Source organism: Gaoshiqia sediminis, from assembly GCF_025907915.1.
Classification (GTDB): Bacteria; Bacteroidota; Bacteroidia; order Bacteroidales; family Prolixibacteraceae; genus Gaoshiqia; species Gaoshiqia sediminis.
Genome location: NZ_JAPAAF010000035.1, coordinates 35,186 through 47,743, shown reverse-complemented (window position 1 = coordinate 47,743; position 12,558 = coordinate 35,186). Strand labels below are relative to the sequence as shown.

The window sequence follows — 12,558 nt, the reverse complement described above, 5'->3', positions numbered from 1 at the left end:
TCATCATTCGTGTGGGGAGAGCAGGATTCGAACCTACGAAGACGTACGTCAGCTGAGTTACAGTCAGCCCCAGTTGGCCACTTTGGTATCTCCCCTTTGGAATTACTATCGATGATGGATGATTTATGATTGGCAAAAACATCCATAGCATACCACATTAATCAATCATCAATCATCAATCTGTATTGAGCCGGATCACAGATTCGAACTGTGGACCCCGAGATTACAAATCACGTGCTCTGGCCAACTGAGCTAATCCGGCAACTTTTCACAAAAAGTGGGTAAGCTACCTGTGTCGCACCGCTCAACCACCTACCCTTGCTGCCTTCCGACCCTGGGGGGATTCAGCAGGAGCTGGTCGCACAGGACTTACCCGGCGACAAAAGTAGAAATTTTTACTTTCCCGGCAAACCAAATCCCAACTATTCCCGAAGTTTTCCCCCACCATCCCGACTAAACGACTAACCTTCAAAGAAATATTTGCGTAACTTTTTTTTGACTTTCTTTTAATCCGGTCAAAAGCTGCGATGCAAACAGCCGATATACAGTAGCTGACTTCAAAATTGAGATGAATCGAGGGGAAATCCACCGCCATCGGGCATTGGACAATCGAAATTAATTTTCACACGAATGAAAAATCAGATATATTTGTCATTAACTCCTTCATACAAAAAAAACATCATGGAACAAAAATCAACTTTCTGGAAAAGCGCCATGACCTATGGCCTTTACTTAGGCATTGCGCTGATTTTATACAATGTATTGCTGTATGTGGCCGGACAAAATCTGAACACTACCCTTGGACTGGTTTCTTATCTGATTATGGCGGCGGGTGTTTTCTACTCGCAAATCCATTACCGCAACACCGAACTCAATGGTTTTATCAGCTATAGCCAGGCGCTTGGTTTCGGGATTGTTGTCATGTTGTTTGCCGGAGTCATCCAATCGCTGTATTCTGTCATTCTCATCAAATACCTCGATCCCTCCATCCTCGATCAAATCCGGGTGATGCAGGAAGAAGCCCTGATGGAAAGAGGCATGTCAGACGAACAGATCGAAGCCGTTGGCCAGATGATGACCAAGATGCAAAGTCCCTTGGTTATTGCCATTTCCGGCTTACTGACATTTGGTTTTATTGGCTTCATCATTTCCCTGGTGACTTCTATTTTCGTAAAAAAGAATGACGAGGAAAATGCCTTTGCCGAAGCCATGGGTGAAATAAAAGACGAAGAATAAACACACCGCATCGCAACTCCTATTCATTAACTAATACATTTTCAAGTGGATATTTCCGTAGTTGTTCCCCTGTTTAACGAAGAAGAATCCTTACCCGAACTGACTTCCTGGATTGCCCGGGTAATGGACGCCAACGGGTTTTCGTACGAAATTATTTTAATTGACGACGGGAGCAACGACCGTTCGTGGGAAGTAGTTGAAAAACTGCACCTGCAAAATCCCGATATCAAGGCCATCAAGTTCAGGCGCAATTACGGCAAATCGGCGGCGCTGCAGGTTGGCTTTACCGAAGCCCAGGGCAATGTAGTGATTACCATGGATGCCGATTTGCAGGACAACCCGGAAGAAATACCGGAATTGTATCAATTAATCACCGAACAGCAGTTTGATCTGGTTTCGGGCTGGAAAAAGAAACGCTACGACCCGCTGCTTTCAAAAAATATCCCCAGCAAGTTTTTCAACTGGATTGCCCGGCGCAGTTCCGGCATCAAGATCCACGATTTCAACTGCGGACTGAAAGCCTACCGCCGACAGGTGGTAAAAAGCATTGAAGTGTATGGCGAAATGCACCGCTACATCCCTATTCTGGCCAAATGGGCCGGTTTCCGCAAAATCGGTGAAAAAGTGGTGCAGCATCAGGAACGCAAATACGGCGTCACCAAGTTTGGCTTTGAACGCTTCCTGCGTGGCCCGCTCGATCTGCTATCGGTTATCTTTATTGCCAAATTCAGCAAACGGCCGATGCACTTTTTCGGACTGATGGGCAGTCTGGTTTTTCTTGCCGGTTTGATAGCAGCAGCCTCCGTGGGCATCCACAAACTGATTGCTCTGGCCAACCAGGTGCCCGCCCCGAAAGTAACCGAAAGCCCCTATTTTTACCTGGCGCTCACCGCTATGATTATTGGGTCGCAGCTATTTCTGGCCGGCTTTATCGGTGAACTGGTTTCCCGAAATGCTTCGGAACGCAACAAATACCTTATCGAAAAAAAAATTAGCTGATCCGGCTGACTGCCGGGCTTATCCACCTATGGGCCAATCCTTTCCGCACAACAGAAAAGATTGGCCCTTATTTGTTATATTTGGACTTCCTGAAAACAAAACTTACAAATTAGCTCCTTATGAAGTATTTTATTCTTCTTTTCATGCTCTTCTTTTCGGAGGTACTGTACGCCCAGAACCATAAAAAAACACTTCAGGTGGAAGACTTCGCACACTGGAAAGTACTGGAAAACCAACAAATTTCAAACGATGGGAAGTGGGTAGCCTACGAGTTGAACCCGCAACAAGGAGATGGCGCCTTGGTTTTAACCGACACGGAAGGCAAACGCACCGACACGCTGGTACGCGGCGCCTCGGCAGCCTTTACCCCCGGTGCCGACGTTCTGCTGCATCGCATTAAAGTGCCTTTCGACAGTATTCAGGTTGCCAAACGAAAAAAACTAAAAGAAGACCAGATGCCACTCGACAGTGTTGGAATTTTCCAAATAAACACCGGGCAGATCACAAAATATCCACGGCTGGTATCGTGGCAACTGCCGGAAGAAAACGCCAACTGGGCGGCCATTTTGCAGCAGCCTGACAGTGTTGTGAAAACCAGGGACGAACTGAAACTTCAAAACCTGATCCTGCATCGGCTGGATACAGGCGACACCCTGACCAAAAGACAGGTAACCGACTACAGGGTTGCAAAAAAAGGGAATAGCGTCATCTACTCCACCTTCAGCGGCGACTCGACCACCATCAGCCGTGTGTTTGTGTTCGACACGAAAAGCGGAACCACACACACATTGTTTGAAAAAAACGGCCACATCCGCCAGGTAGCCACCAATGAGGAGGGTAACCAATTCGCCTTTCTCTTCTCAACCGATACCACCCAACAAAAAACCTTCGACCTGTATTATGCCAAGAGCACCGAGTCGCCACAGGCTGTGGTTACAGCCAGCACACCGGGCATACCCATCAGCTGGGCGCCCAGCGAACATCGCGAGCTTCTGTTCTCGAAAAACGGGAACCGGCTTTTCCTCGGAACAGCACACATTCCGGAACCGGAACCCAAAGACACACTCGCACCCGACGAAAAACCCGTACTCGACATCTGGAGCTGGACTGATGCTGAACTAATGCCGCAGCAGCTTGTCAAACTCGACCAGGAGAAAAAACGCACTTACCTGGCCGTGTACCATCCGGCTGAAAAGAAATTCCTGCAACTGGCCGATCCCGGAATACCGGAAATAAGCCTGATTCAGGACGGCGATGGGCGCATGGCCCTCGGAAAAGACGAGAAACTATACCAAAAGGCCAGCTCATGGACCGGCCGCAACAGCGCCGACTACTACGTCGTTGACACCCAAACCGGTATCAAAAGGCAAATGGTGACCGATAAAACCAAGGCTGAAATTTCACCTGCCGGGAAATTCATTATCTGGTTCGATCCGGCCGACAGCAGCTACTATGCCCGCTCAACCGACGTTTATAAGATACAGGTGTACGCGCTCACAAAAAATCTTCCGGTAAACTTTTACGACGAACTGGACGACACGCCCCTGGAGGTAAAACCTTACGGAATTGCCGGCTGGAGCGATGACGACCGCTACGTTTACATTTACGATCGCTACGACCTCTGGAAGATTGACCCGACGGGCTCACGTGTCCCGGTAAACCTGACTTCGGGCTACGGACGGAAAAACAGCATCAACCTGCGCTATGTAAAAACCGATCCGGAAGGAAAATTTATTCCGGACGGAGAAATCCTGGTAAACGGTTTTGACGAACGAAATAAAGCTTCAGGATTCTTTACCGTGGATACCAAAACGGTAAAAGCCCCTAAATTACACCTACTGGAGGATTACCGGTTCAGCGAGGTAAAAAAAGCCAAAGAAGCCGGTCGGCTGATTTGGCGCAAGGAAAGCTGTACGCTATTTCCCGATCTTTGGACCAGTGACGCGACCTTCGGCCACCCCCGAAAACTATCGGATGCCAACCCGCAACAAGCCGGGTTTAACTGGGCGAGAAACCAGTTGGTGAGCTGGACTTCCTTTTCGGGCGAACAGTTGCACGGAATCCTCTACTACCCCGAAGATTTCAACCCGAACTTATCCTACCCGATGATCGTTTATTTTTACGAACGAAGCTCCGAAGAATTGCACCGGCACTTCCTGCCTTCCCCCAGCCGGTCGATAATCAACAAAACATTCTATGCCAGCAACGGCTACCTGGTTTTTGTGCCCGACATCACTTACCAAACCGGTTATCCGGGGCAAAGCGCGTTTAACGCCGTGGTGAGCGGGACCAGCTTCCTAATCAACCAGTTCCCCTTTATTGACAAAAACCGGATCGGCATCCAGGGGCAAAGCTGGGGCGGCTACCAAACGGCCTACCTGATTGGCCAAACCGACATGTTTGCAGCCGCCATGGCCGGGGCGCCGGTTAGCAACATGACCAGCGCTTATGGGGGAATTCGCTGGGAAACAGGCCTCTCGCGCATGTTTCAATACGAAAACACCCAAAGCCGGATTGGCGGCACCCTGTGGGAAAAACCGATTCAGTACATCGAGAATTCACCGCTTTTTTACGCACCCAAAATTAACACGCCTTTGCTGATGATGCACAACGACCAGGACGGCGCCGTGCCGTGGTACCAGGGAATTGAGCTATTTGTTGCCATGCGCCGCCTTAACAAACCGGCCTGGCTGCTCAATTACAACAACGAACCCCACAACCTGAAAAAGGAAAGTTGGGAAAACCGCATGGACCTGAGCCGCCGGATGAAGCAATTTTTCGACCATTACCTGAAAGGCGCCCCAATGCCCGGATGGATGAAATACGGACTTCCGGCGCTGGATAAAGGGAAAGAATTAGGTTATTAAACACAAGGTATAAAAATGAAGATCCGACTGCTTTGGGCGACAACTGTTCTGCTGCTGCTTTTTTCCTGTACCAGGAAAACAACAATCGATGCGGCTTTTTCGAAATACAACCACCGGGAAGGAATAGTTTCCATGACCATCCCGGGCTTTTTGATCCGCACAGCTACCTGGGGACAATCCCTGGAACCGGAAGAAGAGCGCCTGCTGCGCCAAATCGATCAGGTAAAAATCCTTTCGGTGGAGGACCGGGGAAACTACCGGGACCTCAACTTCTACAAAGAGTTGAAGCCATTAATCGACCAGGAAAACTACACCGAACTCATGGCTGTAAAATCAGCTGGCGACGATATCCGCATCCTGTCCAATATGAAAAAGAAAGATCGCATCAACGAGCTGCTCATCCTGACAGACGGCAATGATAAAGCCTTGATCTACGTGAAAGGTAATTTCTCCGTAGCAGAGCTGGCTCAACTGGCAGGTAAGGGAGATTTGTTGGAATCGGGCGCCTTGCAAAGTATATTAAACAGGAATTAACCGGCATCCGTAATAACCTTGCTTTTCGCAACGGAATATTAAAAAATCGGAAAACGTTTAACAGATTGTTCAAACTCTGGCACCGCTTGACTGTTTAAGCGGTAAGTTTGCACAAAAGTTACTGTTTTGATCAAGCACCGCTATAACCATTTCCCCTTTTCCCCCACCAAATCACCTGTTTTTTACGGCTGGTTTATCGTGCTTTGGGGCACACTGGGGGTCATCATGAGTGTTCCCGGGCAAACCATGGGTGTGTCCACCTTCACCGACCATTTGATCGGCGCCCTGAAACTGAGCCGCAACGAATTAAGCACTGCCTATCTGATTGGCACCATTGCCAGTTCGTTGATGCTTACCAAGGCCGGAAAATGGTACGACCGTATCGGGGCGCGTTGGCTGGGCGTGGGTATTAGCCTGGCGTTGGGCACTACCCTCATCCTGCTCAGCCAGGTTGACCGAATTGCCATTGGACTGGGAAAACTTCTTGCCATAACCGATTTTCAGTTCTACCTGAGTTTCTTTTTCATCACGGCAGGATTCTTTCTGGTCCGTTTCAGCGGACAGGGTGTACTCACTATGCTTTCGCGCAACATGATGATGAAATGGTTCTCCCGCCGCAGAGGTTTTGCCAACGGTATCAGTAGCGTGTTTACCTCGTTGGGCTTTGCTATCGCTCCGCTGGTCTTCGATTACTTCATCGAAAGCTTCAGCTGGCGAGGAGCCTGGATCATTTTGGCAATGATCACCGGTTTTGGCTTCAGCATGCTCGTGTTCCTGTTTTTTCGCGACAACCCCGAGGATTGCGGTCTGAAGCCTGACGGCGAACCGGTAAATACGCAGGAGAAAAATCCACAGCATATTGCCTATGAGCCGGTCAAACAATTTTCGCTGAAAGAAGCCCAACACACCTTCCCGTTCTGGGTATTTGTAATTGCGCTTTCGATGCAGTCGCTCGCCATTACCGGCTTCACCTTCAATATTGTTTCCATTTTCGAATCTGCCGGAATGGACAAAACCACGGCCCTCTCTGTCTTCTTGCCTACTTCGGCCATTTCGGTCTTTATTTCGCTGACCGGCGGTTGGCTAAGCGACCACATTAAACTGAAATATTTACTGATGGTCTTTTTGGCTGGCCAGATCATCTCGCTCTTGAGCCTGTCCGTGCTGTCGCCCGGCTTACCATACTTGTTCCTGATAATTGGCAACGGCATCGTAGGTGGCTTGTTCAGCGTACTGGCAGCCGTGGTGTGGCCCCGCTTTTACGGTCGCGAACACCTGGGCGCCATCAGTGGTTTTGCCATGAGTGCGCTGGTGTTTTTCAGTGCGCTGGGACCACTGCTTTTCAGCGCTTCGTACACCAGGCTGGGCTCATACGCTTGGGCGGCTTTCCTTTGTCTGTCCATCGTGGGCGCCACCTTTGCAACCTCCTTCAAGGCTGAAAACCCACAGGAAAAACTGAGCAGACAATAGCCCATCTTTCAGCAGGAAGTTTATCTTTGTTACAACGTAACCTGCTAAACTTATCCATCATGGCTAAATTATCCCTGCTATCCGGGCTGTTCATGTTATTAATGGCCGCCACTTCCTGCACTACCAACCACGAAAATAAATGGCATAATCTGTTTAATGGTGAAAACCTGGACGGCTGGACCGCCTTGGAAAACCCGGAATCGTTCCGGGTGGAAGAAGGAGCCATTGTATGTAGTGGCCCCCGTGCCCATTTGTATTACATGGGAGATCCGCAATCGGGCATCTATAAAAACTTCGAACTGAAAGCAATGGTGATGACCCGTCCCGGCGCCAATTCGGGAATCTTCTTTCATACCAAAGAACAGGAACGCGGCTGGCCACTGAAAGGCTACGAAGTGCAAATCAACAATTCGCACGAAGGAAGCGGCGATTTCCGTGAACTGAAAAAAACCGGCAGCCTGTACGGAATCCGAAACGTCTTTTTTCAAACGGTACCCGACAATGTATGGTTTGAAGTGACCGTTAAGGTGATTGAAAACCAGGTAGAAATCAGCATAAACGGGACTAAGGTGGTGGATTACATTCAACCCGATGAGCCTTACCGCCCCGAAAATGACAAATACAAGGTATTTGACCGCGGCCGTATTGCCCTTCAGGCACACGACAAGAACAGTACCACTTACTTCAAAGACATCCGCTTAAAAATTTTGCCGGAAGACCAAAAACGGGAACCTTACACCGACAAGGCATGGGACACGAAAATTACGAAACTGCACCTGGCCAATTTCCCGGTGATCGACTTCCACACCCATCTGAAAGGCGGATTGACCATTGAACAGGCCACCGAGAATTCGATGAAACTGGGGATCAATTACGGGATCGCCCCCAACTGCGGGCTGAAGTTCCCGGTTACCGACGATGCCTCATTGTATATGTATATGGATACGGTGAAGGCGCAACCCATTTTCCGGGGCATGCAAGCTGAGGGCCGCGAGTGGGTCACCCTGTTTTCGCCCGAAGCCGTGGCCCGGTTCGACTACGTTTTCACCGATGCCATGACCTGGACCGACCATAAAGGACGACGCCTGCGACTGTGGATTCCCGAAGAAACCTTCGTGGACGACGAACAGGCCTTTATGGACGAACTGGTCGGCAAAATTGAAGCGGTCATCGCGCAGGAGCCCGTTGACATTCATGTAAACCCGACCTATCTGCCCGAGGTGATTGCCGGTAAGTATGACGAATTGTGGACCGACGAACGCATCGACCGCTTTGTGAAAGTGTTGGCCGACCACGGCGTAGCGCTGGAGATCAATTCCCGGTTCAGGCTCCCCTCAGAAAAAATACTGCGTAAAGCGAAGGAGGCCGGCGTGAAGTTCACCTTCGGCACCAACAATGCTGGCAACGACTTGGGACGCCTGGAATACTCACTTGAAATGGCCGAAAAACTAGGCCTCACCTGGAAAGATATGTTTATGCCCAAACCCAACGGAGAAAAGCCGGTACAGAAGAAAGGCCTGCCGGCTCATATAACCGGATGATTAAAAATAGGGTACTTTTTTCATTTTTTCCGGTATGCCTTTTATTTCGAAAGCGGCAACAATAAGACGCACCACCTGTTCGGTCGTAAACCGGGAAACATCAATGATCAGGTCGAAATGCTCATGCGCATTTTTGTCCTTGAGATAATGTTTCCGGTAAATGTCTTTTTCCTTTTCGTTTATCTGAATGTATTTCAAGGCCTCAGGTCTGGATAGTTTGAAACGCTCTGAAATTGCGTCAATCCGCCATTCAAGCGGAGCCATAAAACGCAGGTGCAACGAATTGTCGAGGTCAGCGGCAATAATATGGGCAGCACGTCCCAAAATGATGCAGCAACCGTCGTACGCAAAATTACGGATCACCTCGCGTACCGTTTTCACAATCACCCGGTTACTTTTATAATACTTGTCGGTAAACGCCGAGATAACTTCATCAAACGCATAATGTTCGCCGGTGGAAAACAGCCGGTGAACCTTTTGCGGGGCAATTTTCAGTTCTTCGGCACAGTGGCTCAGCACCTCCTTACTGATGACTTGCCAGCGTTTGCAATACACATGCTTGTTTAACTCATCGGCCAGGAGGTTGCAGAGATGTTCACCACCGCAGCCAACTTCACGCGAAATGGTAATAAAAGGTCCGGCGTTTTGAGGCTTCATCTCATCCTTTTTGCCCAACTCGCCAAATCGCTTATTCATATAATTCACCAAGGTATTTGTGTTTTCCATGACTCGGGATTTTGGGTTTGTAAATGATTTTACGGACCGTCTTAATTTATGTTATATGTTTGGCAGTAGGCAACTTATCGGAAAACTTTTTGTAAATTAGCTGTTAGTTCGGGAAAAAATCATAAAATCATCTCCATTTAATTTTTATCTTTCGTGTCCGGTTTCGGAACAACAACCTGCTGGTGCTGCCTTCGTGCCAATGAAATTTCAGACAGGCAGACACTCCGGATCGGCAAATCATGCACCAAATCGTTAAATCAGAAAATCAGCACCTATGTTTGATCAAAAAATTTATACCGAACGGAGAAAAAAGCTGAAACAAAAGCTGGGAAATGGCCTGATACTCTTGTTAGGGAATGTCGATTCGCCCATGAACTATCCCGCCAACACCTTTCATTTCAGGCAGGACAGTACATTTTTGTATTTCTTCGGCCTCGGTTTCCAACGCCTGGCCGGGGTAATTGATGTGGAAAGCGGTGACGAAATTATCTTTGGAGATGATGTGGATATTGAAGACATCATCTGGATGGGGCCGCAAGTGAGCTTGCAGGAAAAAGCAGCGAAAGTGGGTATCACGCAAACCGCCCCTTACAGCCAGCTGTTCGACGCCATCAATCAGGCCATCCGCCAGGGGCGCAAAATCCATTTCCTGCCGCCCTACCGTGCCGAAAACAAACTGCTGCTTCAGGAACTGCTGGGCATCCATGCCCAGAAGCAGAAAGAATACGCTTCACTCGAACTAATCAAAGCAGTGATCGCCTTGCGGTCGGTAAAAGAAGCTTGTGAGATTGAAGAAATCAAAAAGGCCTGCGCTACCGGTTACCAGATGCATGTTACGGCCATGAAAATGGCCCAACCCGGCGCTTGGGAGCAAACCATAGCCGGCACCATCGAAGGCATTTCGCTGGCCAACGGCAGTGTGCCCTCCTTCCCCATCATTCTCTCGCAAAACGGCGAGACCCTGCACAACCACGACCACTCCAATTATCTGAAAAAAGGAAAACTGTTGCTGGTAGATGCCGGCGCCGAAACCAGCCTGCGTTACGCCTCCGACTTTACCCGCACCACGCCTGTTGGCGGTACATTTACCCAAAAGCAGCGCGAGATCTACGAGATTGTGCTGGCGGCCAACAACCGGGCTGCCGAACTGACCAGGCCTGGCGTAACTTACCTGTCGGTGCACCTGGAAGCGGCCCGCGTGATCACAGCCGGATTGAAAGCATTGGGTCTGATGAAAGGCGATGTGGATGAGGCCGTCAGGAATGGCGCGCATGCGCTGTTTTTTCCGCATGGACTGGGGCACATGATGGGACTGGATGTACACGACATGGAAGACTTAGGTCAGATTTATGTGGGCTACGATGATGAAACCCGCCCGGTTGACCAGTTTGGCACGGCTTACCTGCGCCTGGGCAAAAAGCTGGAACCCGGCTTTGTGATTACCAACGAACCCGGCATCTATTTTATCCCGGCGCTCATCGACAAATGGAAGCACGAAAAAATCAATACCGATTTTATTGATTTCGGGCGGCTGGAAAGCTACAGCGACTTTGGAGGCATCCGTCTCGAAGACGACCTGCTGGTAACTGCTGCCGGCAGCGAACTGCTGGGCCAACGGGTACCCATCACACCGGAAGAAGTTGAAGCCACCGTGAAAGGTTAATTCTAAAATAGCAAAGGCTGCTCATTCCGCAGCCTTTTCTTTTTTCAAAATCCGGTGATAAAAATAATCGAGTTCCGTTTTTATCTCTTCAATGTAACTTTTATAAGCTTTAATCTGATCGGAAGAACTGCCCGTAATTTTGCCCGGATCGGCAAATCCCAGGTGTAGTTTCTTCCTGTAAGTGAGCGACAAACGGTCGAACTCTTCTTTTGTCCCGTCACACAGGGTAATCACGTATTCCAACTCCATCGTTTTAAAATCATCCAAGGGTCGTATTTCTTCCGACGCCATCGGGTAGCCGAAGAACTTCATCACCTCAAAAGCCACCGGATTAAGCTCGCTCACCGGCGCAGTGCCCGCCGCAAAAACCTCCAGGCGATCATCAATCGATTCCAGGATCGTTTTGGCAATCAGGCTACGGCACGAACCGGCCCCCGAACAAAGGAACAGAATCTTCATCTTTCGTTGTTTTGGTCAAACACTATACTGCTGTAAAATACTGAATATTGATTGCTTAGGATACAGGCGACCAGCTGTTTTGAAACTTCTTGACACAAAAGGCACCTGTTATTCAACAGCTTATCAGGCCGGACACCCTTTGGCCTTTTGAGTAGGACGAAGAATGAGCAGCCGCAACTAAATGTGTATATTTGCCTAAATCAACCAAGTCCCCGAAAGATATGGAACAGGATATCCGATGGAAACAACGGTTTCAAAATTTCGAGAATGCCCTTCATCAGTTGGAAAATGGTATTGCTTATTATCATGATAATCCAATTGATCTGGTAAAGGAAGGTATCATTCAACGGTTTGAATTTACCCATGAGCTGGCCTGGAAAACCATGAAAGATTTTCTGGAATACGAGGGAATTCAGGAACTGATAGGCTCGCGGAGCGTGACCCGGGAAGCCTTTAACAAAGGGCTGATTTCCAACGGACAGGAGTGGATGAACATGATTAAAAGCCGGAATGAAACCGTACACACCTACAACCCGGAAATTCTGGAAACCGAATTTTCGAATATCGTTACCGTTTATCTCGACTTGTTCAAAGCCTTTCGATCAAGAATGAAATTCTGGTTATGAAATTTGGATTATCCGAAACCACCATCAGTCTGCTTTGCTCGGTATTTGAAAACTACCCGGAAATTGAAGAGGTGATCATTTACGGTTCGCGGGCCAAAGGAAACTACCGCGAAGGCTCCGATATTGACATCACCCTGAAAGGAACATAATTGACTGAACAAATCCGTGCGAGCGTATGGCTGGACATCGACGAACTAGACACCCCCTATTTATTCGACATTTCCATCTTCCACCTGCTGAAATCCGATAACCTGATCGACCACATTAACCGGGCAGGAAAAGTACTTTACCGCAAAGAAGACTAAAAAAAGTTTGCTTTCGGTTTACTCTTCCTTCGTACATCCTTCGCTTTTGAGTCTGAGTTTCTCTTAGTTTTCTCTGAGCTTTCTGTTAGGTTTTTCTTAGCTAACTAACAGAAAACTTAGATAATTTTTAGA

12 protein-coding genes, 2 tRNA genes and 1 other RNA gene are annotated in these 12,558 nt (G+C 48.7%); 10 read left to right on the top strand and 5 right to left on the bottom strand.

Annotation, left to right across the window (positions count from 1 at the left end; all coding sequences use genetic code 11):
- Positions 1–12 precede the first annotated feature (12 nt).
- From N2K84_RS16775 to ffs, 3 genes are all read right to left on the bottom strand, one after another.
- Positions 13–95 (bottom strand) — tRNA-Tyr (locus tag N2K84_RS16775).
- Positions 96–188: 93 nt separating this feature from the next.
- Positions 189–262, bottom strand: a tRNA-Thr gene (locus N2K84_RS16770).
- A 14-nt stretch (positions 263–276) separates the two neighbouring features.
- An RNA gene (gene ffs / locus N2K84_RS16765) (signal recognition particle sRNA small type) lies at positions 277–375 on the bottom strand.
- 306 nt (positions 376–681) lie between these two features.
- On the opposite strand from ffs, the gene N2K84_RS16760 reads away from it, so the two are divergent.
- The 6 genes from N2K84_RS16760 to N2K84_RS16735 all read left to right on the top strand — a co-directional run bounded on the left by N2K84_RS16760 (position 682) and on the right by N2K84_RS16735 (position 8,647).
- Positions 682–1,236 (top strand): DUF4199 domain-containing protein, encoded by a 555-nt coding sequence (locus N2K84_RS16760; protein WP_282592987.1) that lies wholly within the window; start codon positions 682–684, stop codon positions 1,234–1,236.
- 45 nt (positions 1,237–1,281) lie between these two features.
- Positions 1,282–2,235: a glycosyltransferase family 2 protein gene (locus tag N2K84_RS16755; RefSeq protein WP_282592986.1), complete on the top strand. Its 954-nt coding sequence runs from the start codon at positions 1,282–1,284 to the stop codon at positions 2,233–2,235.
- Between the two features lie 119 nt (positions 2,236–2,354).
- Positions 2,355–5,102, top strand: a complete 2,748-nt coding sequence (locus tag N2K84_RS16750) for a S9 family peptidase (protein ID WP_282592985.1) — start codon at positions 2,355–2,357, stop codon at positions 5,100–5,102.
- Between the two features lie 15 nt (positions 5,103–5,117).
- Positions 5,118–5,636, top strand: a complete 519-nt coding sequence (locus N2K84_RS16745) for a DUF4252 domain-containing protein (protein WP_282592984.1) — start codon at positions 5,118–5,120, stop codon at positions 5,634–5,636.
- 126 nt (positions 5,637–5,762) lie between these two features.
- The gene (locus tag N2K84_RS16740) at positions 5,763–7,106 is read left to right on the top strand and encodes an MFS transporter (RefSeq protein ID WP_282592983.1); all 1,344 of its coding nucleotides are present in this window, start codon (positions 5,763–5,765) and stop codon (positions 7,104–7,106) included.
- Between the two features lie 59 nt (positions 7,107–7,165).
- Positions 7,166–8,647 carry a DUF1080 domain-containing protein gene (locus tag N2K84_RS16735; RefSeq protein ID WP_282592982.1) on the top strand — a complete coding sequence of 494 codons (1,482 nt, stop codon included), beginning with the start codon at positions 7,166–7,168 and terminating at the stop codon, positions 8,645–8,647.
- On the opposite strand, the gene N2K84_RS16730 is transcribed toward N2K84_RS16735, so the two are convergent.
- Positions 8,648–9,373 (bottom strand): cytidylate kinase-like family protein, encoded by a 726-nt coding sequence (locus N2K84_RS16730; RefSeq protein WP_282592981.1) that lies wholly within the window; start codon positions 9,371–9,373, stop codon positions 8,648–8,650.
- A 274-nt stretch (positions 9,374–9,647) separates the two neighbouring features.
- Here N2K84_RS16730 and N2K84_RS16725 point away from each other — a divergent pair, with 274 nt between their 5' ends.
- Positions 9,648–11,036, top strand: a complete 1,389-nt coding sequence (locus tag N2K84_RS16725) for an aminopeptidase P family protein (RefSeq protein WP_282592980.1) — start codon at positions 9,648–9,650, stop codon at positions 11,034–11,036.
- 21 nt (positions 11,037–11,057) lie between these two features.
- Here N2K84_RS16725 and N2K84_RS16720 read toward each other — a convergent pair whose 3' ends face one another.
- Positions 11,058–11,495, bottom strand: a complete 438-nt coding sequence (locus N2K84_RS16720; protein WP_282592979.1) for an arsenate reductase/protein-tyrosine-phosphatase family protein — start codon at positions 11,493–11,495, stop codon at positions 11,058–11,060.
- A gap of 221 nt (positions 11,496–11,716) precedes the next feature.
- Here N2K84_RS16720 and N2K84_RS16715 point away from each other — a divergent pair, with 221 nt between their 5' ends.
- From N2K84_RS16715 to N2K84_RS16705, 3 genes are read left to right on the top strand one after another with little or no spacing between them, the layout of a single operon-like run.
- Positions 11,717–12,121, top strand: coding sequence for a nucleotidyltransferase substrate binding protein (locus N2K84_RS16715; RefSeq protein ID WP_282592978.1), 405 nt, complete (start codon positions 11,717–11,719; stop codon positions 12,119–12,121).
- On the top strand, positions 12,118–12,270 hold the full coding sequence (locus tag N2K84_RS16710; protein ID WP_282592977.1) for a nucleotidyltransferase domain-containing protein: 153 nt from the start codon (positions 12,118–12,120) through the stop codon (positions 12,268–12,270). The genes N2K84_RS16715 and N2K84_RS16710 overlap by 4 nt, the downstream gene beginning before the upstream one ends.
- The gene (locus tag N2K84_RS16705) at positions 12,271–12,426 is read left to right on the top strand and encodes a hypothetical protein (protein ID WP_282592976.1); all 156 of its coding nucleotides are present in this window, start codon (positions 12,271–12,273) and stop codon (positions 12,424–12,426) included.
- Positions 12,427–12,558 lie beyond the last annotated feature (132 nt).